Below are 20,763 nucleotides of genomic sequence, written 5' to 3' on the forward strand. Positions count from 1 at the left end.
CTAGGAGTGCCGGCGGGGCGATCGCAGCCCGCCCGCAGCTCCCTGAGGTGCGATCGCATCTGTCAGGTGTTAGGTTTCAGGTGTCAGGGGAAAGCCAATGCCCCACGCCCGGTGCCCGGTGCCCTACTTTGGCATGCGCCAAATTTTGATGGTTTTGTCACCGCCGCCGCTGATTACTGTCTGCCGGTCGGGGCTGATGGCGACAGACCAAACGGAGTTGGTGTGACCGGTGAGGGTGATTTTTAGGGTGCCGGTGGCAAGATCCCACACTTTGATGGTGTTGTCCCAGCTGCCGCTCACCAGGGTTCGCCCGTCCGGACTGATGGCCACAGAGGTCACGCGGTCGGTATGGCCTGTGAGGGTGGTTTTTAGGGTGCCGGTGGCGAGATCCCACACTTTAATCGTTTTGTCCCAACTGCCGCTGACGGCGGTTCGCCCGTCCGGGCTGATGGCGACAGCCCAAACTGAGTCGGTGTGATCCCTCAGGGTGGCTCTCTCTTTGCCGGTGGCGAGATCCCACACTTTGACCGTGCTGTCATCCCCACCGCTCACCAGGGTTCGGCCATCTGGGCTGATGGCCACAGTGTTGACATCGTTGCTGTTACCCCTGATCGCGATCTTTAGGGTGCCGGTGGCAATATCCCACACTTTGATGGTGCTGTCCCAGCTGCCGCTGACCGCAGTCCGCCCGTCGGGGCTGATGGCGACCGCAGAAACCCCGCCAGTGTGACCGGTGAGGGTGGCTCTCACGGTGCCGGTGGCGAGATCCCACACTTTGACCGTGCTGTCATCGCCGCCACTCACCAGGGTCTTCCCGTCCGGACTGATGGCGATAGAATTAACATCGTTGGCGTGACCTGTGAGGGTGGCTCTCACGGTGCCGGTGGCAATATCCCACACTTTGATGGTGTTGTCCAGGCTGCCACTCACCAGGGTCTGCCGGTCGGGGCTGATGGCAATGCAGCCCTCAAAACAGATTGAGTCCGTATGTCCGGTGAGGGTGTTCAGGAGGATAGAATTTTTCGAGGCGACAGTTTTAGCCTGGATAGAAATCGGCGGACTTGGGGTTGGGCTAGCAATGGGTTGAGTTGGGGTTGGGCTAGCAGTGGGTTCACTGGGGCTGAGCGGTGCGGTGAGCTGACTGGAGCTCAGCAGTGCGGTGAGCTGGCTCAACAAGTCAAAATCTGGCTGCGTGGCTTTCCAATACTGATATCCAGCAACGGCTAGCAGCAGGATGGCCGCACCGGCAAATACGCTATTTTTTGGCAGCAACACCCGCTCCGGTTTCAAATCTCTTAGCACTTGCTCAGCCGACTGGTAGCGCTTGTGGATATCTTTTTGCAGCAGTTTGTCGAGCACCCGAGCCAATTCCTCACTAATCGGACTCTTCAAATGTTGCTGCCAATTGGCAGTCGGGCTACTGCCATGTTCCGCAAGCAGCTGCAACGGATGAATCCGGGTGAGCAGCGCAAAGCAAGTCGCACCCAAACTGAACAAATCGCTGGCGGGAGACGCCTCACCCCCCTGTATTTGTTCCGGCGCTGCGTAGCCCTGATTCCCCAGCTTCGCCGCCAGTTTGGCGCTCTCGGCTGCCGGCACCTGCTTGCAGCCGCTAAAATCAATCAGCACAAACTGACCCCCCTTTACCTCGTCTGGGTTGGGGGATGAAGGGAGCCGGCGAATAATATTCTCTGGCTTGATGTCTCGATGAATCACCTGTCTCGCATGAATAAACTTGAGCGCCGGAAGCAAGTCGAGTAACAGCTCCCGAATCTGGCTTTCTTTCCAAACTCCCTGCAATTGCAACAGCTGCCACAAATTCTGCCCGGTAATAAATTCCCGCACCAAGTACAGGTAGCCGTCTTGTTTAAAATAGGCGCACACGGAGGAAATTTGCGGGTGTTCGTTTAGCTGCTGCAGTTGCTTGGCCTCTCGCTCGAACAGTTCTACGGCTTTCTTCAGCCTTCGGGTTTCCTGGACATTGGGTGCTAGCTGCCGGACGACGCAGTGCTGGTTTTTCTTTTCTATATCTTGTGCCAGATAGGTCCTGCCCGCAGTTGCTCGCCCCAGGGGCAGGACGAGGCGGTAGCGCCCTCGCAGCAAGGGCACCAGGAATGTCCCGCAACTCTGGCAAAAGCTTAAGCCATCCGGATTTTGGGGATTGGGGCAATCGGGGTTGAGGCAGCAGACCATAACTGTGCGTCTATCGGCGGATTGACTCTATCATAAGTTTGACCTATCAGGGGTCAGGGGTTGGGTGTTGGGTGTTGGGTGTTGGGGCATGGCGCATAGGGTGTGGGGCATAACGTATGGCCCCGGGCGCATAGGGCATGGGGCATGGGGAAGAGTTTCAGCTTTTGCGTGATGCCCCATCGCCCACTGCCATGATGCCAATGCCATGATGCCAATGCCCGATGCTCAATACCCGATGCCCGATGCCCGATGCCCAATGCCCAATTCCCAATTCCCCATTCCCCATGCTAAATCCCTTGCAAACCCCTCACAGCGGCTACCACTGGGACAAGAGCAGCCGGCGGTTCTTTGAAGGTTGGTACTACCGCGTCACCCTACCGGCACACGGCAGCACTTTCGCTTTCATGTACTCTATCGAAGATCCTGGCGGTGGCAGCCCCTACAGCGGCGGCGCTGCCCAAATCCTAGGACCAAAAGACTCCTATCTGTGCCGCACGTTTCCAGATGTCCGCCGGTTTTGGGCTTGGCGTCACGCTTTGGGACTGGGCCACTGGGGCCGCTGCCAAGGGGGGGAACTCAGATCGCCCGGATTTCTGCCGCCGGCTGTGTTTGACCGGCATGTCCCGGAAGGCTACCAAGCAACCGCAACCTGGCATCAGGGCGTTTTGCGCGATCCCGCCACCGGCATGAAAGCCCGCTGGCAGTATTCTATTGCGCCGGTATACGGCTGGGGCAGCACCGGCAGCTTCCAGCAATCTACCGCCGGCTGGCTGTCTTTTTTGCAAATTTTTGAGCCCGGATGGCAAATTTTAATGGCTCACGGTCTGGCCACGGGCTGGATTGAGTGGGGCGGGCAGCGCTATGAGTTCACCGACGCCCCCGCCTACGGGGAGAAGAACTGGGGCGGCGCTTTCCCCAAAAAGTGGTTCTGGCTCAACTGCAATTGCTTTGACGGCGAGCCGGATTTGGCTTTGACTGCCGGTGGGGGGCGGCGCGGGGTGCTCTGCTGGGAGGAGGAAGTGGCGATGATTGGGCTGCACTATGGCGGCAGGTTCTATGAATTCGTTCCCTGGAACTCCCGCGTCACCTGGGATATCCAGCCTTGGGGACTCTGGCGCATGCAAGCGAGCAACAGCCAGTTTGCTATCGAGCTCGAAGGGAGGACGGATCTCCCCGGCACTCCCCTGCTGGCACCGGCGCAAAAGGGTTTGGCTCAAGTCTGTCGCGACACGATGGGCGGGCACCTGTCTGTGCGCCTGCGGCGAACTGCCGGTGGGCAATCCTCAACTCTCCTGAACGCTACCAGCTCTCTGTGCGGTTTGGAGACGGGCGGGGGGGCGTGGGACTCTCCCTGGCAGTCTCCCTAGCTTTCCGCCGCTGCCCAGAGCCCTCTCTGCCAGCGGTTTAATTTGTCAAAATTTCCAGATGTTACTGGCGCAAGGCTGCTAGTGCTGCTATCATTAACATTTAGTTGGGGCTGTAGCTCAGTTGGATAGAGCGAGCGCCTCCTGAACTATCGGGCACCGTGGGGGAAACTCTGCGTGTGAATGTGGTCAAATTCAAGGAAGCCTACGTCTGGCAACAGATAGGGTAATCTTGAGCCAAGCCAAGGTTAGGGCTGAGTCCGCACTGCTGAGGGCTGCCATGTCAGCGTTCAGTGCTGGGTGTTGAGTGTCTTGCGCACTCAAAACTCTCCCGCAAAACTCAAACCGCTTTGGAAGGTGCAGAGACTGGTTTAAGGAGTACAAGAAGATAGACTTTCATGTCTTATCAAAAGTAGAGCAACGAGGTGTTCTGGTTGGAATGCTCTTGGGTGATGGCCGCAGAAGTCAGAAGAACTTCTTTATCCAGCACTCGTTGGAGCTAGAGGACTATATTCTGTACAAGAAAGACGTTCTCGAACAAATCACCAGAAGACCAGTACATGTCCGGAGATGGGAGACAAAGGAGGGCTGCGGCCTGATTCGCATCGAACCCAAGCTAATTCCTCTGGCACGGGTCTTGGTTAACAAGCTGTACAGCGGCGGAACTAAAACAATTACTAGAAAGTTCCTCAACCTGTTAACCCCCCAAGGAATAGCAATCTGGTTCGCGGATCGTGGGGCGAAGTCCTTTAAGAAGAAAAACGGTAATGTCCGCGCTCTGGAAGTCACCCTGAATACTTATATCTCCAAGGAAGAAAATGAGATTATCGTGTCTTATTTTTTAGAGGTGTGGGGGTTTAAGTGGGGGCTAAACAGGAGTAACGGCGCTTACCGGCTCCGCATGGGCACGAAAGAAGGAAAACGGTTTCTCGCTTTCATCACCCCTTTCGTTCCGGAATGTATGCTCTGCAAAGTGCAAACCTCTTTAAACATAACGGCCACCACCTAAGGGCTGTTAGCCTATGGTGAAGGAATAGTCCAGAGAGTGAGGAAACTCACACGAATCTGAAGCGCTAGGCCGCCGGTTCGACTCCGGCCAGTCCCGTAAATAGAGACGCACAGGGCATGGGGCATTGCGCATGGGGCATTGCGCATGGGGCATTGCGCATGGGACATTGCGCATGGGGCAGAAGCAATCAGTCCCCAATCCAAAATTCCCAATCCACCCCTGCACGCACCCACGCCTGCAAAATCGCCCAGTGCTCAATGTCCAATGAGATGCCCAGTCAGATGATGGGCTAAATTGTTCAAGTTAATCAACAAAGACTCGATACGATCCGGAGCGGGCACCTGCTAGGGTAGATTGGGTGTGTGATGGAGTGAGTTGTCTGTATCTATGTTTTTGAGGCTCTGGCCGAGAAATCGACGTTACCGCCGGAACAAAAACGCGATGCATCGCCAACAGACGCGATCGTCAGGCCGGTCTTTCTTTGTTCTGCTGCTGGGACTTTCTGTGATCTGCTGGTTTGGCTACCGGCAAATCAAAAGCCAGATCGACCAGCCTGAAGCAATGTTGGTGCTGGGTGGGGACACGAAACGAGAGGTGTTTGCGGCTAAGTTGGCTCGCGAGTATCCGGATATAGAAATTTGGGTGTCTGGCGGGAGCAATCGAGAATACGCAGAATGGGTGTTTTCCGAAGCGGGAATCGATAGGAAGCGGCTGCACCTGGACGAGCGAGCGGTGGATACGGTGACGAACTTCACCACGCTGGTGGATGAATTGCAAGCCAGAAAAATTAGCAGTATCTATTTGGTAACATCCGATGACCACATGCGCCGAGCTACCGTGATTGGCGAAATTATTTTAGGCAGCCGGGGCATGACTTTCAAGCCGGTGCCGGTGCCTTCTGGGCGAGATCCGGAACCTATCAAGAAATCGATTCGAGATGGAGCCAGAGCTATTTTGTGGGTGGCCACCGGCCACACGGGTTCCAGTCTCAGCCGGCATTTCGAGCGCCGCTAAGCCGGCAGGCACAATCAAACATAACACAGCCCGCCTCCGAGTAACCCGGTTTCTTAAAGAAACCAGGTTTCTATATCTTCAGTTGCGCCTCAAGGCACTCTAACAACTTCACGCAGCGGCGGGTTCTTGCACCAGAACAAAAGGCTGCACTATTAGACTATTAAAGCGTTTGGTTCGGTTAGCGTTCCAGTCCGAAAGCTGGGCGGTGGAAGGTTTGTAAATCAGTTGCTCGCCAATCCAACCCTGTACAGACGAGACGTTATCACTCGCCATCGCCAGCGCTACATCGATCAAGTCCAGCTCTTGCGACACCACAATCACCGCCTCACGCTGGGCGTGGGGGATGAGCCACTCCCACTCCGCCTCGTCTACTGTTGCCGCTAATTCTGCTCTTAAATCTTGCATTAGGTTATAATTCCTGCTTACTTTCGGGACATTAGAGTTTGAGGGCAGGCGAGACGCCTGCCCTACGCCTATACTTCGCAGGACAGGCGTCTCGCCTGTCAAGCGTGTCCTAAACTGACTGTCTATTGCAGTACCACGGCAAATGTTTTTTGTCAAGGGGGAAATCGAAAATCCCCAACCGGCTCAGCGCCCCAAGTCGTGCATGCCGTTGATGATATCGGCACACCGGCGCGTCAGCGCTTCCAATTCCTCCCGGTTTGTTGAGGTGGGGGCGTCTATCACTTGGCCAATGCGCACTGTCACCGGCACGGGGCGGGGTATGGCAGAGCCTTTCTCTACAATCCCTTGAGTCCCCCACAAACTGACCGGCAGCAGGGGTGCCTTGGCTTTAGCCGCAATCAGCGCCGCCCCCAGTTTGGGATCTGTAATCCGCCCGTCTGGGGTGCGAGTGCCTTCCAAAAATAGGCCGGTGGCCCACCCTTTTTCCAGAGACTGCAGTGCTGCGCGAATCGCACTCCGATCTGCGGAACCCCGACTCACGGGGTAAGCGCCGTACAGGGCAATGGCTTGTTTCAAAACTGGAATTTGAAACAACTCTTCCTTGGCCATAAAAGCCACCGGTCGTCTCATGCAGCAGGACAAAATTGGCGGGTCAAAAAAACTGGCGTGGTTGCTGACTATTACGAGTGGCCCTTCTTGCGGCACGTTTTCGGCACCGTAAATGCGCCCCCGAAAGTAAGCGTGCAGCATGGGGCTGACTACTGACCATTTGAACAGGTGGTAGAGAATTAAGCTCTCAACGGGTTCACGGCTTTTGGCCACAGAAGATGCTGGGGGTGAGTCCATAGATGAAATTTAGGGCAACTATCAGCTTATCAATATCAGCCGCCCTATTTTCGATTCGGGATTGTGCCGGCGCGGCACCGTTTGCCTGACGCCTGACGCCGCCCCTCAACCGCCAGAGAGCATGGCTTGCTGTCCTTGCGGGGATGCGGTGTATCCCAAAAAGGCTTGAACTGCTTGGCTAGCCGGGTTTTTGTAGACGTAGTACAGTGTCCGCTGAAAGGGATAGTTGGGGCTGTCGGGGGTGATGTTATTCACCGGCACGACGCGCACGGTTTGCTGTTTGGCCACTTGAGCGTAGGTGGCGTAGCCAATGCCGTCGGTTTTCAGCTCTCGCAGCAAGCCGGTTGTCTCATCCCGTGGCAGTGTGGTGATATTGGGAGTGGTGCCAAAATTGCCGCCAGAGAGCACGAGTTCCTTAAATGTCTGGTGGGTGCCGCTGACGGAAGGGCGATTAATCACCCGGATTTGTCCGGCGGAACCGCCCACTGCTGACCAGTCGGTGATATCCCCCTCGAAGATATCTTTAACTTGCTCGCGGGTTAATCCGCCTTTCCAAGGATTGTTAACCCCGACTGTTACTGCGATGGCGTCTTGCGCCACCGGCACGGCGACCAAACCTGACGACAGTTCTTGGGGCGTCAGAGGTCGGGATATGGCGGCAATATCGACGCTTGCCGCCTGAAGATCCTGAATTCCTTTGTCGGTTCCGCCGGCACTGGTGGTTACGGCGGTTCCGGGAAACTGTTTTTCAAAGCCATTCTTTAGGTTAACATTAATTGTCACCATGCTGGTGGAACCGTCTATCCTGACATTGGTGCCCGCCGGCACGGAAGTGGGAGCAGGAAAGGATGCCGGTGCGGTGGGGGTTGAGCTGCCCACTATCGGTGCGCCTGGAAGCCGATTTGGGGATGGGCTTGTGTTGGGGGCGGGAATGGTTCCCTGCTGGCTGCTGTTGCGCAGGAAAAACCACCAGTAGCCACCGGCGGCTAGCAAGAGAAACAGGAGGATAAATACAATTGCAGGAGGACTGCTGTTTTTTGCCATAGCTTTTGCTATCTCCTCGGGGAGAAGTCACCCGATTTTGTAAATCTATTCATTTTTTGTAGCACAGGCGTCTCGCCTGCGCCAGAAACAGAGGTCTGGGACAGGCTTTTCGGCCTGTCCGTTCAAGAGATGGGTTTACAAAAATGGCACGCTCCCGGCGGGGGGAAATGATTGATTCGCCCTGGGTTTTCCCCACCGGCTTGTGGGGGAAAAGGGGGACGCGCCTATGGCTGGTGTTTAGTTGCTGGGGGCTTCGCTGACATTTTCTAAGGATATATCGGGGCAGGTGCGTTTAATCAGGCCGGTGAGGACTTTACCGGGGCCAATTTCTACGGCGCGCTCTATGCCTTGCACCGGCAGTTGCAGCATGATTTCTCGCCAGCGCACGGAGCCGGTCATTTGCCGCGTCAGGCGCTCTTTTAAGATGGCGGCTGCTGTTGCCGGCACCGGCTCGACGTTGGAGAGCACCGGCACGCTGGCGTCTGCAAAGGTGACGGTTTCGAGAATTTGCTGGAATTCTCCTGCTGCCGGTGCCATTAAATGGGAGTGAAAAGCGCCGGAAAGTTTCAATTTTACGGCTTTTTTTACTTTAATATTGGATAGGATAGTTTCGACGGCTTCTGGTGTGCCGGAGATGACGGCTTGTGCGTCGCTGTTGTCATTGGCGAGGACAACATCGGGGGTTTGGGCGATGGCTTCTTCGAGTTGTTGCCGGTCGAAGCCCATGAGGGCTGCCATTTGACCGCCGGCGGCGCTGTCCATCAGTTCGGCGCGGCGTTTGACTAGGCGCAAGCCGGTTTCAAAGTCAAGTGCGCCGGCGGCGTAGAGGGCGACATATTCTCCGAGGCTGTGACCGGCAACCAGGTGGGGCTGTTCGCCGCGCTCGCGCATTATATCAGCGAGGATGCTCTCTACGACATAGAGGCAGGGTTGTGTGTAGAGGGTGCGGGAGAGTTTTTCTTCATTTTGGCAGATGTCGGGGACAGACCAGCCGAGAATTTGCTCGGCTTGCTGGTATTTTGCAATGCCGGTGGGGAGCTCTGCTAAACCGGCTCCCATGCCTGCCGTTTGCGAACCCTGTCCTGGAAACACCCATGCAGTTTTAGTCATTTAGTGCGCTGCGATTTGTTATTCTTCTCTGACATTTTCCTATGTGGCGGTGCTTTTGGGATAGGGGGGACAGGCGGGACAGGTGAGGGGGACAGGTGAGGGGGACAGGCGAGGGGGACAGGCGAGGGGGACAGGCGAGACGCCTGTCCTACGTCGGGATGGGTTGGGGACAGGGACAGGCGGGATGCCGGTCCTGCGCCTGGATGGGATGGGTTATTCTCGCTCTGGTTTCCTTGATTGCTCGCGCTTAAGTACCTGCGGAAGCCCCTGCTAGTATATGGCGAACTTGTACGCTGGTTGGGCTTAGACTGTACCGCCCTCAAAAATTGGCTTTTTTGCAAATAACTATTTCTATTTGTTGCGGATGCGTCCTTTAAAGTTGAACTTTTTTAAGTTATTTAATTTTTAAGTTGCAATTTGTTACATTAGGGAGCTTGTTAAGTAAATATCGGGCGTGATATCTTAAAGTAGTCTTGAGCGGAGTAGGAATGAATCTCTATCACCGCAAGCTTTAGGCGCTGCCGCACAAATCAGGAGTTTTGCCACTCCCAGGCAATCCAGGCCAAACCATCGAGTGTTTAAGTCACTGTCGAAAGGATTGGATATCGTGAGTAAATATATTTTCGTGACTTTCGCTCCCATTCAGGGCTTTATCGAAAAATCCCGCAAATTGCGAGATTTATATGGGGCGTCGTTAATTTTATCCTATCTGAGTACCGAGATCCTCAAAGCCGCCAAAAACAAGAACGCCGAGGTGATTTCACCTGGACTGCCCGGGTTTTCCAAAGGAATGCCCAACCGGATTCTCGTGAAAGGCCATTTTCCTGAAGAGGTGGCCCGTGAGGCTCTTATCGAAGCGTGGGGCAAAGTTTTAAAGCAGTGCAGGACTTATCTAGAAAGGGAGATCGATGAATTTCTCAAAGGCCAGGGCAAAAAAGTTTATAGCTATACCTGGGATACCTGGGAGATCGAATGGGATAAATGGAAGAATCATACTTGGGAGCTTTTTTGGGGAGAGGGCGATACCCCCGATGAAGCGCGAGAAAACCTAGAAAGGCGCAAGCTGTCCAGACGGTGGACGGCAATTAACTGGATCGGCGATAGTTCGAGCCTCAGCGGGGCTGATGCGATTGCCTATCCGCGTCTGGAAGCCAAAGATATCAAATTCAACAGTGCCGGATTCTCATCTGGAGAAAAAGAGCTAGTCAAGGATTTTTATCAAACCTTGGCGGCTCTGTTCGATGGCAACAGCCAGTGGAAACAGGATACGGAAAATTTTGAAGTTGAAGGAAAATTTATTGCTGAGAACGAACGACTCAGCATTCCCGAACTCGTAAAGCGTCTGGTGACTCACCGTGACGTTGGCAGCCCAATTGGAATTCGTCCGCCTGAAAATTTTAATGATATTGTCCGTCTGGCGCGGAATACAGAGCAAGATATCCAAGGCCACTGGACGGGCTGGTTTATGGGGGATGGGGATCGCATGGGCGACCATCTCAAAACCCTGGCCCAAAAAAGCGATGGCGAGATTTATAAATTTAGCGAAATTATACGGAATTGGGGGAAAGACTTCGACCATAACTTTCCTAGGGAGAGAGGCCGAGTTATTTATGCGGGAGGCGATGATTTTCTGGGAATCATCTATAGCGGGAAGCCAGAAGAACCCATTGCCGGTCGTGTGGCTTTTGAAGAATTGATTGAAGTGCATAAAAACTGGCAAACTATTCAGCCGAAGATTAGGCAACTGCTGGGAAAAGAAGTTACAATAAGTGTAGGATTTGTGTGGGTGGGTGCCGGCGTTCCGCAGCGGGACGTGCTGCAACACTGTCGGGAAGCGCAAAAACGAGCCAAGAATCGAGGGCGCAATCGGGTAACGATCCGAGTCGTCTTCAATAATGGCCAGTATATCGAGTGGACAACCCCTTGGGAGTATCTGGACATTCTAACGCACTACAGAGACTTAGACGGCAAAGATAATTGGAGTCACGTCTATGGGGATTTGGCCCAGCTGAAGGCTCGCCATGCTTTTGGTTTTGGGGTGAATGATTTAGAAGACCTTGACGGCGTTCGGATTGTGGATTTTCTAGATGGAGCATTGGAGTTTTTAGAGATTTACTTTCCCACCTATAAAACAAAAATTTATAGCGCTATGGAGGATATCGTCGGGTATGCTGGCGAGGATGCTAAAAGACGAAAAGAATTAATTTTGTGGGTTGAAAACTTAATTAATGTCGGGTGGCATCTGTTAGGGGACGCGCCGTCCGATTTATCGCGGGCATCAAAGGAGGACGGCTGTGTTTAAATACGAGATTTTAGTGCGCCCGTTAGGGATGATGTACGGGAGTGCGGGAGGGTTTCTGTCTCCAGAAAATCTGGTGGGGCGGTCCGGGGCTAAGTTTCCCCCAGACGCTGCGACTCTGGCGGGACTCTTTTTTAGCACTCACTACGGGAATGCCGGTGTCAAAGCAGAACTGAAAGAAAAATTATATGTTGCCGGCCCGTTTTGGGCAGAGCAAAGCATGCCAAAGAAAATTTCCGTCCCCATTCCTTGGAATTTAATCATTGGCGAAAAAAACTGGGACAGATGGTATTTAGAATGGCAAGGTGAAGAACCAATCTGGCAGCGAGAGCATAAGGATTGGGGACTGGAACCTGATTATAGCTGGCAACCCATCTCATTGTGGGACGACCCGGAAGGTATTTTTAAGAAGCCTATCACAAAAATCCCTTGGAAGTATGCGCCCATTTTGCATCCGCAAATGAAAAAAACGGAGCGCAGCGCCCTTGATGAAGATGGCTTATTCTTAGAAAATGCTGTTGAAGTCGATCCGGAGGTATGTTTGGTTTATCTCTCCACCTATCCCTTAGAGCCGGGATGGTATCGTTTTGGAGGTGAAAGTCACTTGGTTGAAATTAATTGTATCGACCTCAAAGGGAGAATGGCCGAACTGTTAGGAGAACCGATTCAAGAGGCTTTTGCTTTAATCGTTCCGGGGGTTTGGGGGTCAAATCGATTTTCCTATCGCTCTCCCTACCACGCCAACTGCCGCGACTTTCCCAAAGTGATAGAAATGCTGACGGATAAACCCGTTCCTTATCGATACAGTGCGGGGGGTCAGCTCAGTCGCGGACGCTATGCTGTACCCGCCGGAAGCGTTTGCGTTTTAGACCGTCCGATTGACAAGCCGTGGTGCGAGTGGCCCAAAGAGTGGTTCCCGCAAAATGGATTTCTCAAGCATGTTGGCGGGGGATTGTGTTTGCCGGTAAAGATTACTAAGTGATGAGAGAGGAGTGGCATAATGTATAAATATACGAAAGGCTGCGGAATTATTGAAACCCTCGCTCCCCTTCACGTTGGGGCGACGGCAGGGGAAGAAACGGGCAATCTGAATCTGATTTTTCGAGATCAGTTTACTCAAACCGGCATCATTCCGGGGAGTTCGATTCGCGGCAGACTGCGTTCCGACTTGTATCAATCCGGAGAGGACGGCGAGAAACTCGCTGAAAATTGGTACGGTCGTGCGGCAGAACGCAGTAAGGACATAGAGAAAGAGATAGAGTTTGAGTCGCGCATCAAAATCGAATACGCTTCTATCGTGTGGCTGCCCCAAAGCGATTGCCAGTCCCAAACCGCAAACTGTATCCCAACTGGCATTCGCCCGTGGGCCCAAAACGCCGGTTGGCGCGAACTCAGAATGCAATCCTCTGGCAACTCCTCCCAAATTTGGGAGGGGAGTGCAGACAAAAGAGTATTGCATCAGTTGGCGCTTGGTATCGAATAGCGGGCAAGATGCCAACATCATTCGCCCAATTATCGGGGCGAAGGGCTATCCTTACTATCCGGGATCTAGCATGAAGGGCGCATTCAGACAGGCGTGCGAATCGGAAGCGCAAGCTTTGCACTACTGCGGTGGCGAAGTTCCGGTCGGAGATGGCGAAAATAAACTGCAACCGGGCATCCTTCGCTTCCACGGCGCTTATCCGGTCGATACATCTTGGACAAATTGCCTTGTCGATCCAGTCCACTCTCAGCAAAGTAAGCAAGTGATTGCTTACGAAACGACAAATGCCAATGTGCAAATCTCGCTGTATCGGGTGAAGTTGCGCTTTGGAATTTCTAGTGCTATACTGGAACCAACCGATCCGAGATGGGAGGAAATTTGGAAAATTTGGGAGAAGGCGCTCTCTTCCGGTTTGGGCAGCCGGGTTAGTGCGGGATACGGGTACTTTGATGTCTCTCATCAGGTTCCTACACCTGAGGAATTGCAGCGCGTCGAGCTAAAGGGACGGGGAGTGGCTTCTACTCTGCTCCAGAAGGAACGACCTGAAGACAAGACAAACACGCCAGAATTTCGCCCCAATATGTTTAAAGCCTGCTTGCGCGGTCACACTCTGCGCCTGTTGGGGGGGATGACTGACCCGCAGACAGCGCAATATTTGACTAAGATATTGTGGGGTGGTTTTGGAGACGACCGCTCGAATGGGAAAAATGCGATCCAAGGATTGTTGCGAGTGCGGTTTGAGGGTGATTTAGAGAAAGCCATCGGACTGCACGAGTACATCCCCAAGCCGAACCCGGGCGAGCCCAAGCCGAACCCGGGCGAGAATCGCTCTCCCACGCCTCAATACGCGCCGGTGTACAATTTGGATCGCGGCGTGCTGCGCATTTTGTTAGCTGACCCAAATATCGCAGAGGAGCACCGGCAAAAATTAACGGAGTTGACAGCGGCTCTGATTCGATTTACAATGCTTCTAGGTGGGTTTGGCAAGTCTTGGCGCAGAATTGACCATCGTTTGTTTGCCCCGAACTATACAAAACACAAGCCTCCCATCGGCTGTCATTGGGAGTTCGCACCGGCTTCCGAATCCCTTTACCTTCCCATCCACACTTTACAAGATGTTACTCGATTTATCGATAGCGTTCGCGACTGCATACAATCTTGGGCTGATTATCGAGGAGTCCAGTTAGGCAATGCTATTGCCGAGCGCTGGCGCGAGGCATGGCATCCTGACAATAATAGTGGATGTGGGGTGCAGGTGTGGGGGCGCATCAGCAAAAGTAAGATTAGCAAAGCCCTTCCCTGGTTTCACCTTCCCTATCGGAATAAGGATTCGATTTACAAGTCTTGTTTAACCGGCGGAATGAATCAGACGGGAAGAATCTGGCATCGGATGTATCCCCATTATGACGTTGATTCCCAGGGTACGGCGCGACTCACAGGAGGCTATGTCGAGTTTCTCACGATTTTTCCGGGGGAGACACAAAGCGATGGCTCTGACACAACAAGTCTGTTTTTGACCTTTTTAGACCGAGAAACTGAATTTCAACAACTTTGGTGAGGCAACTATGTCTATCTGGATTGTGACGACAGGTAACAGCGACGTGCAGCTTACGACTGACGAACATTGGGTGGATTTGTACAATGCAGCTGTGGGGGAAGAAGATAGCTCAATTTTAGAAGTCTGTGATGATTTGATTTCGGCTCCTACACAAGATCGCGCTACCGGCTTGTATCCCGCGCCGGCGAGAGCGCTGGGTTTGGTTTATCGCGCCAAGTGTTTCGACGACTACTATACAGATTTAACCTTTCCTTTACTGCACACTTTCATTCAAGGCATTAAAGAGCGTACCGAGTCAGATTGCCCCAGCAAAATTATCGTTCTGCTCACCGACCAAACTCAGATTTTTACGCCCAAGCAAAAAGGATATACCGACTGTCCATTTTGGCAAGATACAGTTGAACTGCGTGAGATTTTGACGCGCTACTTCCAAAATAATTTGGGCACCGTACCCAACTTTTATTGCATTACTCCGGCACCGGCACAAGGCCAAGATCAGACTGCGACAGCAGGGGCAGACAATTGGGAGTATATGCTCAAAAAAGTTAACGAAACCTTAGAGCGAGCCTTATCGGAACTCGGCGTCGATCGCGAGACGGAAGAAACTGTCTACGTCAGCCACCAAGCTGGAACGCCGGCCATTTCTTCAGCTGTCCAATTCTTGACGGTGAGCAAGTTCAAAAACGTTAAGTTTTTGGTTAGCAATCAATATTACCAAGGCTACAACCCAGTTTCCTCTCCAGATGTTATTGAAAGTTCCAATTACTGGCGGGGATTGCAGATTCAGAAGGCCAAACGCCTAATTCAAAACGGACAGCCCGGTGCGGCTTTGGAAATTCTTCAGAATATTCCAGATATCCAACCTGACATTATAACCCAATTGCAACAGCTAGTCAATCGCTTCAATATCAAAGCTGATGATACGAACAAGGACAGCCTGTCCATCGATCGCGAGTTTGAACCCGAAGCTGCTATCAAGCGAGTTCGCGATGCCCTCGACATGATTGAGTTTTTTTTCAGGAATGAAAATTATTTGCCAGGAATTAATTTACTGGCAGCTGCTCATGAAACTTTTCTAAAAGCAGCTATTTTGGTGGAGGTAGAGAAAAGATGCCAAACTGAAACCCCTCTGGATATTGCGGAATTAATTAATTGGGATGAAGAGGGATTCTTTTTGTTAAACCCCCAAGAACAGCAGGATTTATTAACAGATAGGCTGAGTTTTCCGATACCTGCAACGGTCGATAAGGACAAGAGCCAAGAGAGTAGTGGAGACTATATAAAGTGGACAAAATTCAACCAAAAGTTTGAACTTAATAACAGTCGGTTGCGAAAATGGCTGCGTAACCTCATAAGTTTTGACGAATGGAACCTATTGAAGTGGTCGTGCACTCAGTACAGAACTAAGAAATACGATTTGCGAAACCAGAATATGCACAATCTACGGGGAGTCGAAAAAATTGACGTGATTAGATATCTTTTAGGAAACCCGAACGATGCAAAGTTTGTAATGGCTAGCGTTCCCAATGCGAAGCAAGAGTATCCTAAGTATTTACTGCGCAAACAATCTTTAAGTGCTGAGGAGGTAGTGGAAGTTTATTCGTGCTGGGTAAAAAAGCCCTTTACAAAAGCTTTGAATGATTTAAATTTGCTCAATACTGAGGCCGATGAGGAATCTCTAGAGAAGCAAATTCAAAAGATTGTCAACTTGCTGGGCTGAGTTTAACACCTTTTCTTTGCGTGTGTTTAGCTGTTAGGATCAGGACTTACGCAGCGACACTTAATGTGGTGTAGGGTGGGTTACGCTATCGCTAACCCACCCTACATATAGAGGCGCAAGCGTAAGTTCTGAGGCTAATAATGCTGCATGTGGTCGAAAGGAGGCAGATCCTCCAGAGTCGCGTTCCCAGCTAAAGCCCTGGACGTGTAACTGGGGTGGGCGACGGCATCCCCAGAGCGCAACTCACCGGCACTTCCCACCCCCCCTTGACACTGGCCCACTGGCACCGGCTATCCTGGAAATACCGGCCAACCTCTAATCCCGTCATCCCACCTCAAAATCCCAGCCCTTCGAGTTGCAAAAAAAATTTCCGCTACCCGTTGACGCCGGCAGTTGAAATATGTAATACTACAAAACAGAGAAGCCCAAGAGGGCAAAGCAACCTAGAAGTCCGACTTTTTTTCCGGTTGGGCGAGGCCAAGCCAAAGGCCAATCGGAGTGGACACCGCTAGAGAGGTTGCTAGTAAATGATCGGCAAAATCCTTGCAAAACTTGGCTTCTCCCGCACACAAAAGTCACTAGCACGACTTCCAGAACAGCAACTGCTCCTCCCACAAGTCGCACGGCGGCTGAAAAAAGCAGAGCGACTGGAGCGAAAGGTAGCGATCTACGTCCCGACAACGGTTGATGTGAATGTCCCAGCGGATACGTCACTCCATGTGGAGCAAACGCGGCAGCTGATGACTCAGCTGTTCGGCGGCGCAACCTGGAACGAACAAGACGGAGCTTACATGAGCGATGTCGCGGGGATGGTTCGGGAAAAGAGCATCGTGGTACGGTCCAATACCACCACAGAGGTTCTCGACCGGCACTTCCTAACCCTCGTGGGCTTTGTCGGCGAACTCCAGTACCAGCTGCGCCAAGAAACAATGGCGATGGAGCTGGATGGCGAAATGCTGCTGCTTCAGTTTGCCTGAAGCCGGTTATAAAAAATCTATCTCCCCCTTCCCTATCCGGGCTGGGGGAGATTTCTTTTGCTTCCTTTTCCCTTTCTGAGTTGGGTGCTGGGGGGTTGGATTTGTGATGGGCTTGAGGGCAGGCGAGACGCCTGCCCTACGCCTTATATCCGGAGGGTACTGATGGCGGGGAAATCCGCTGGGTGAATTGCCGGCAGCCGGCAATTCACCGCACAAAAAAAGCTCCCTCACCCCCCTTGACACCGGCCCGGTGGCACCGGCTATCCTGGAAGTGCCGGCTAACCTCTAATCCCGTTATCCCACCTCAAAATCCCAGCCCTTCGAGTCGCAAAAAAAATTTCAGCTACCCCTTGACGCCGGCAGTTGAAATATGTAACACTACAAAATAGAGAAGCCCAAGAGGGCAACGCAACCTAGAAGTCCGACTTTTTTTTCCGGTTGGGCGCGGCAAAGCCAAAGGCCAATCGGAGTGGACACCGCTCTAGAGGTTGCGAGTCGATGATTAGCCAAACTTTAGCCGAACTTCTCTCCTCCGGTTTACTAGAGTCACTAGCACGACTTCCGGAACAGGAACAGCTCCTCCAACAAGTCGCACGGCGGCTGAAAAAAGGAGATCGAGTGGATCGATGGGTAGCAATCCATCTCCCAACAAAAGTTGATGTCAAGGTGCTCGCGGATTTCTGGCTCTATGTAGAGCAAACGCAGGAGCTGATGGGTCAGTTGTTCCGCGATGCAATCTGGAATAGACAAGATGGAGTGAATATTGTGGTGCGTTCCAGTGTCACCACAGAGGTTCTCGACCGGCACTTGCCAACCCTCGTGGGCTTTGTCTGCTATCTCCAGTACCAACTGCGCCAAGAATCAATGGCGATGGAGCTGGATGGGGAAATCCTCTGGCTTGAGTTTCCCTAACGCTTTGGAGAAAAGCGATTCGGTTCCCAATCCTGCTACAGCTGAAGTTGGGAGCCGGTTATAAAAAATCTATCTCCCCCTTCCCTATCAGGGCTGGGGGAGATTTCTTTTGCTTCCCTTTCCCTCTCTGAGTTGGGGGCTGGGGGGTTGGGTTTGTGATGGGCAATTCTATAGGATTTGAGATGCCGGTGGGGAAATCCGCCGGGTGAATTGCCGGCTGCCGGCTGGTTTTTTATATACTTTTAGGGGTGCGGGTGCCGGTTTATTCAGGATATCTGCCGGCACCCTGTAGGGGCGGGTTCGCCAGAGATATTTGCCACACAACGAAATATATTTCTAAACCCGCCCCGGCACAGCGAGAGAATCCCCGGCTCTAGTTACTGCGACAAACTCAGCCCACCGGCACCTAATATTGAACTTCTTGAAACCCGCGCAGGCGGGTTTCGTCTGTGTAGCTGCGGTTTCCAACCGCCAAGCTCCCTAACTTTTAGCGATAGATACCCGGCGATTATAAAGAAGCTGTTGGCGAATCGGTGAGGGGTTAGACCTCTGACTAGTTGGCCAGGTTCCTGGCGATTGGAAATCGCGGCTATACAGACGAAGCCCGCCTTCGCGGGCTAAAGAGTAGAGCGAGACTCTCACAAGCTGCGCGGTTTTTCCTCCTCCCAGCTTGAGCTGGGAAGGAGGAAACTTGGGGGTGAGGTCTTACCCCACATCAAGCACGCCAACAGTCTCTTGGAAATCGCAACTCATCAAACGAAACCCGCGAAGGCGGGTTTAAGATTATAGATGCCGCTGATTGTTGATGGGAGCCGGTGAGTGTTGATGTCCCTTGGCGAGTGTTGACACCCACCGGCAAATGTTGATACACCCCGGCGATTGTAAATGCGGGTTTAAGAGGAATGAGAAATGAGAGGAAATTTTACGCAGTTGTATGTCCATTGTGTTTGGGCGACATGGGACAGATTGCCTCTGATTACGCCAGATATCCAGAAGCCGATTTATCAGGCAATTGTTGGACAGTGCAACCAGCTGGGATGCACGACAATCACCATTGGCGGCATCGAGGAGCATGTACATCTATTAATCGGCTTCCCGCCCACTCTGGCCATATCTGATATAATAAAACAAATTAAGGGCAGTACGTCACATTTGATTACTCACGAAATTAAACCCCGTCAGTTCTTTAAATGGCAGGGCAGCTATGGGGCTTTTACTGTGAGCGAGGGTGCCATCGACTCAGTGGCTAACTACATCAGGAACCAGGCAACCCATCACCGCCAACAATCAATTATTCCTGTTTGGGAGTTAACTCCTACCTACCCAGAGTAATTCCGATTTTGTGCCCACCGCCAGACTTCCTTACAGCTAGTTATCAGGTGATTAGCTACTTTCCTGGCGATTGGAAATCGCCAGGAACCTGGGCTAATCGCCGAGGAACTAGCACCCCAACTTTTAGCGATAGTCTCCGGCGATTATAAATCGCGGCTATACAAACGAAGTCCGCCTTCGCGGACTTCAGAAATCCCGATTTGAGGAAAAGACACCGGCAATTGGAAATTCCCTGCGACAAACTCAGCCCACCGGCACGTAATATTGAACTTCTTGAAACCCGCGAAGGCGGGTTTCGTCTGTGTAGCTGCGGTTTCTAACCGCCAAGCACCCCGGCGTTTTAGCGATAGTCTCCGGCGATTATAAATCGCGGCTATACAAACGAAGTCCGCCTTCGCGGACTTCAGAAATCCCGATTTGAGGAAAAGACACCGGCAATTGGAAATTCCCTGTGACAAACTCAGCCCACCGGCACGTAATATTGAACTTCTTGAAACCCGCGAAGGCGGGTTTCGTCTGTGTAGCTGCGGTTTCTAACCGCCAAGCACCCCGGCGTTTTAGCGATAGATACCCGGCGTTTTACCGATAGATACCCGGCGTTTTACCGATAGATACCCGGCGTTTTACCGATAGATACCCGGCGTTTTACCGATAATCCCCGGCGATTATAAATCGCGGCTATACAAACGAAGTCCGCCTTCGCGGACTTCAGAAATCCCGATTTGAGGAAAAGACACCGGCAATTGGAAATTCCCTGCGACAAACTCAGCCCACCGGCACGTAATATTGAACTTCTTGAAACCCGCGCAGGCGGGTTTCGTCTGTGTAGCTGCGTTTTCTAACCGCCAAGCCCCTTCAGAAATCCCGCTTTCGGGAAAGAGACACCGGCAATTGGAAATTCCCTGTGACACCTCCATCCTTCCCAACGGTTTCCATTAATTCGACTTCCGGGCGGAAGCCAAGCTCTTGTAAGAAAGAGGTAACTTGGGACAAAAAACGGTTTCCATTAATTCGACTTCCGGGCGGAAGCCAAGGTTCAACCGTTCTCCTCTCGGACGGTAGCCAGCATTTCATGTTTCCATTAATTCGACTTCCGGGCGGAAGCCAAGCTGGAAATCCTCCCGCAGGTTTCCGCCATCTGGGATAAACGGTTTCCATTAATTCGACTTCCGGGCGGAAGCCAAGCCTCATAAACTAACCCCTCAAGACATGATTGGGTTTCCATTAATTCGACTTCCGGGCGGAAGCCAAGTTGAAGCACCAAGACACTCGGATGCAAAAATTCTAACTGGTTTCCATTAATTCGACTTCCGGGCGGAAGCCAAGACCAGAAAACAACCAGTATCGTGAATTATCTCAGGAGGAGTTTCCATTAATTCGACTTCCGGGCGGAAGCCAAGAGTAGGAAATTGTCATGGAAACCCATCAACCGACAGAAGTTTCCATTAATTCGACTTCCGGGCGGAAGCCAAGCTGTGGTAGATGGTCGCAAGATAT

19 protein-coding genes and 1 CRISPR repeat array are annotated in these 20,763 nt (G+C 52.4%); of the genes, 12 read left to right on the forward strand and 7 right to left on the reverse strand.

Features of this window, described 5'->3' with window-relative positions; genetic code table 11:
• Positions 1-123: 123 nt before the first annotated feature.
• A complete protein-coding gene (locus OSC10802_RS0107740) occupies positions 124-2,193 on the reverse strand; it encodes a serine/threonine-protein kinase (RefSeq protein ID WP_017716219.1) in 2,070 nt (689 codons plus the stop codon).
• Positions 2,194-2,477: 284 nt separating this feature from the next.
• Between OSC10802_RS0107740 and OSC10802_RS0107745 the strand changes: the two genes are divergently transcribed.
• The 3 genes from OSC10802_RS0107745 to OSC10802_RS0107755 all read left to right on the forward strand — a co-directional run bounded on the left by OSC10802_RS0107745 (position 2,478) and on the right by OSC10802_RS0107755 (position 5,580).
• The gene (locus tag OSC10802_RS0107745; protein ID WP_017716220.1) at positions 2,478-3,560 is read left to right on the forward strand and encodes a tocopherol cyclase family protein; all 1,083 of its coding nucleotides are present in this window, start codon (positions 2,478-2,480) and stop codon (positions 3,558-3,560) included.
• A 385-nt stretch (positions 3,561-3,945) separates the two neighbouring features.
• Positions 3,946-4,566, forward strand: coding sequence for a DNA endonuclease (locus tag OSC10802_RS0107750; RefSeq protein WP_026098262.1), 621 nt, complete (start codon positions 3,946-3,948; stop codon positions 4,564-4,566).
• A gap of 441 nt (positions 4,567-5,007) precedes the next feature.
• Entirely contained in the window at positions 5,008-5,580 is a 573-nt protein-coding gene (locus OSC10802_RS0107755) for a YdcF family protein (RefSeq protein ID WP_017716222.1), read from the forward strand.
• Positions 5,581-5,688: 108 nt separating this feature from the next.
• On the opposite strand, the gene OSC10802_RS0107760 is transcribed toward OSC10802_RS0107755, so the two are convergent.
• The 4 genes from OSC10802_RS0107760 to fabD all read right to left on the reverse strand — a co-directional run bounded on the left by OSC10802_RS0107760 (position 5,689) and on the right by fabD (position 8,985).
• Entirely contained in the window at positions 5,689-5,985 is a 297-nt protein-coding gene (locus tag OSC10802_RS0107760) for a DUF2288 domain-containing protein (RefSeq protein ID WP_017716223.1), read from the reverse strand.
• A 183-nt stretch (positions 5,986-6,168) separates the two neighbouring features.
• A complete protein-coding gene (locus tag OSC10802_RS0107765) occupies positions 6,169-6,807 on the reverse strand; it encodes a lysophospholipid acyltransferase family protein (protein WP_026098264.1) in 639 nt (212 codons plus the stop codon).
• A 129-nt stretch (positions 6,808-6,936) separates the two neighbouring features.
• Positions 6,937-7,875 carry a phosphate ABC transporter substrate-binding protein gene (locus tag OSC10802_RS0107770; RefSeq protein ID WP_017716225.1) on the reverse strand — a complete coding sequence of 313 codons (939 nt, stop codon included), beginning with the start codon at positions 7,873-7,875 and terminating at the stop codon, positions 6,937-6,939.
• 237 nt (positions 7,876-8,112) lie between these two features.
• The gene (gene fabD / locus OSC10802_RS0107775; protein WP_017716226.1) at positions 8,113-8,985 is read right to left on the reverse strand and encodes an ACP S-malonyltransferase; all 873 of its coding nucleotides are present in this window, start codon (positions 8,983-8,985) and stop codon (positions 8,113-8,115) included.
• A 95-nt stretch (positions 8,986-9,080) separates the two neighbouring features.
• On the opposite strand from fabD, the gene OSC10802_RS49125 reads away from it, so the two are divergent.
• The 6 genes from OSC10802_RS49125 (at position 9,081) to OSC10802_RS0107795 (ending at position 16,045) form a co-directional block, all read left to right on the forward strand.
• Entirely contained in the window at positions 9,081-9,236 is a 156-nt protein-coding gene (locus OSC10802_RS49125; protein WP_155967443.1) for a hypothetical protein, read from the forward strand.
• A gap of 356 nt (positions 9,237-9,592) precedes the next feature.
• Positions 9,593-11,287, forward strand: coding sequence for a Cas10/Cmr2 second palm domain-containing protein (locus OSC10802_RS39145; protein ID WP_044170637.1), 1,695 nt, complete (start codon positions 9,593-9,595; stop codon positions 11,285-11,287).
• The gene (locus OSC10802_RS0107785; RefSeq protein ID WP_026098265.1) at positions 11,280-12,266 is read left to right on the forward strand and encodes a hypothetical protein; all 987 of its coding nucleotides are present in this window, start codon (positions 11,280-11,282) and stop codon (positions 12,264-12,266) included. Before OSC10802_RS39145 ends, OSC10802_RS0107785 begins: the two co-directional genes overlap by 8 nt.
• Before the next feature lie 18 nt (positions 12,267-12,284).
• The gene (locus OSC10802_RS56345) at positions 12,285-12,767 is read left to right on the forward strand and encodes an RAMP superfamily CRISPR-associated protein (protein ID WP_017716229.1); all 483 of its coding nucleotides are present in this window, start codon (positions 12,285-12,287) and stop codon (positions 12,765-12,767) included.
• Complete coding sequence (locus tag OSC10802_RS39155) at positions 12,754-14,325, forward strand: RAMP superfamily CRISPR-associated protein (protein ID WP_017716230.1); 1,572 nt, start codon at positions 12,754-12,756, stop codon at positions 14,323-14,325. Before OSC10802_RS56345 ends, OSC10802_RS39155 begins: the two co-directional genes overlap by 14 nt.
• 7 nt (positions 14,326-14,332) lie before the next feature.
• The gene (locus OSC10802_RS0107795) at positions 14,333-16,045 is read left to right on the forward strand and encodes a hypothetical protein (protein ID WP_017716231.1); all 1,713 of its coding nucleotides are present in this window, start codon (positions 14,333-14,335) and stop codon (positions 16,043-16,045) included.
• Positions 16,046-16,179: 134 nt separating this feature from the next.
• Here OSC10802_RS0107795 and OSC10802_RS49130 read toward each other — a convergent pair whose 3' ends face one another.
• Positions 16,180-16,332, reverse strand: coding sequence for a hypothetical protein (locus tag OSC10802_RS49130; RefSeq protein ID WP_155967444.1), 153 nt, complete (start codon positions 16,330-16,332; stop codon positions 16,180-16,182).
• A 240-nt stretch (positions 16,333-16,572) separates the two neighbouring features.
• On the opposite strand from OSC10802_RS49130, the gene OSC10802_RS0107800 reads away from it, so the two are divergent.
• Both OSC10802_RS0107800 and OSC10802_RS0107810 read left to right on the forward strand, forming a co-directional pair.
• On the forward strand, positions 16,573-17,022 hold the full coding sequence (locus OSC10802_RS0107800; RefSeq protein WP_017716232.1) for a hypothetical protein: 450 nt from the start codon (positions 16,573-16,575) through the stop codon (positions 17,020-17,022).
• Positions 17,023-17,520: 498 nt separating this feature from the next.
• The gene (locus OSC10802_RS0107810) at positions 17,521-17,934 is read left to right on the forward strand and encodes a hypothetical protein (RefSeq protein WP_017716234.1); all 414 of its coding nucleotides are present in this window, start codon (positions 17,521-17,523) and stop codon (positions 17,932-17,934) included.
• Positions 17,935-18,102: 168 nt separating this feature from the next.
• On the opposite strand, the gene OSC10802_RS49135 is transcribed toward OSC10802_RS0107810, so the two are convergent.
• Positions 18,103-18,258: a hypothetical protein gene (locus OSC10802_RS49135; protein ID WP_155967445.1), complete on the reverse strand. Its 156-nt coding sequence runs from the start codon at positions 18,256-18,258 to the stop codon at positions 18,103-18,105.
• Positions 18,259-18,843: 585 nt separating this feature from the next.
• Here OSC10802_RS49135 and tnpA point away from each other — a divergent pair.
• Positions 18,844-19,266, forward strand: a complete 423-nt coding sequence (gene tnpA / locus OSC10802_RS0107815) for an IS200/IS605 family transposase (protein WP_017716235.1) — start codon at positions 18,844-18,846, stop codon at positions 19,264-19,266.
• A 927-nt stretch (positions 19,267-20,193) separates the two neighbouring features.
• Positions 20,194-20,739: direct repeats of the CRISPR family, unit length 36 nt; unit sequence GGTTTCCATTAATTCGACTTCCGGGCGGAAGCCAAG.
• The last annotated feature ends 24 nt before the right edge of the window (positions 20,740-20,763 follow it).

This window comes from Kamptonema formosum PCC 10802 (assembly GCF_000332335.1).
GTDB lineage: Bacteria > Cyanobacteriota > Cyanobacteriia > Cyanobacteriales > Oscillatoriaceae > Oscillatoria.

Bases quoted from the DNA above. Each gene is read 5' to 3' on its own strand.
- OSC10802_RS0107760 (WP_017716223.1), bottom strand. From the start codon at position 5,985: ATGCAAGATTTAAGAGCAGAATTAGCGGCAACAGTAGACGAGGCGGAG.
- OSC10802_RS0107740 (WP_017716219.1), bottom strand. From the start codon at position 2,193: ATGGTCTGCTGCCTCAACCCCGATTGCCCCAATCCCCAAAATCCGGAT.
- OSC10802_RS0107795 (WP_017716231.1), top strand. From the start codon at position 14,333: ATGTCTATCTGGATTGTGACGACAGGTAACAGCGACGTGCAGCTTACG.
- OSC10802_RS0107770 (WP_017716225.1), bottom strand. From the start codon at position 7,875: ATGGCAAAAAACAGCAGTCCTCCTGCAATTGTATTTATCCTCCTGTTT.
- OSC10802_RS0107810 (WP_017716234.1), top strand. From the start codon at position 17,521: ATGATTAGCCAAACTTTAGCCGAACTTCTCTCCTCCGGTTTACTAGAG.
- OSC10802_RS0107800 (WP_017716232.1), top strand. From the start codon at position 16,573: ATGATCGGCAAAATCCTTGCAAAACTTGGCTTCTCCCGCACACAAAAG.
- OSC10802_RS0107755 (WP_017716222.1), top strand. From the start codon at position 5,008: ATGCATCGCCAACAGACGCGATCGTCAGGCCGGTCTTTCTTTGTTCTG.
- OSC10802_RS56345 (WP_017716229.1), top strand. From the start codon at position 12,285: ATGTATAAATATACGAAAGGCTGCGGAATTATTGAAACCCTCGCTCCC.
- fabD (WP_017716226.1), bottom strand. From the start codon at position 8,985: ATGACTAAAACTGCATGGGTGTTTCCAGGACAGGGTTCGCAAACGGCA.
- tnpA (WP_017716235.1), top strand. From the start codon at position 18,844: ATGAGAGGAAATTTTACGCAGTTGTATGTCCATTGTGTTTGGGCGACA.
- OSC10802_RS0107745 (WP_017716220.1), top strand. From the start codon at position 2,478: ATGCTAAATCCCTTGCAAACCCCTCACAGCGGCTACCACTGGGACAAG.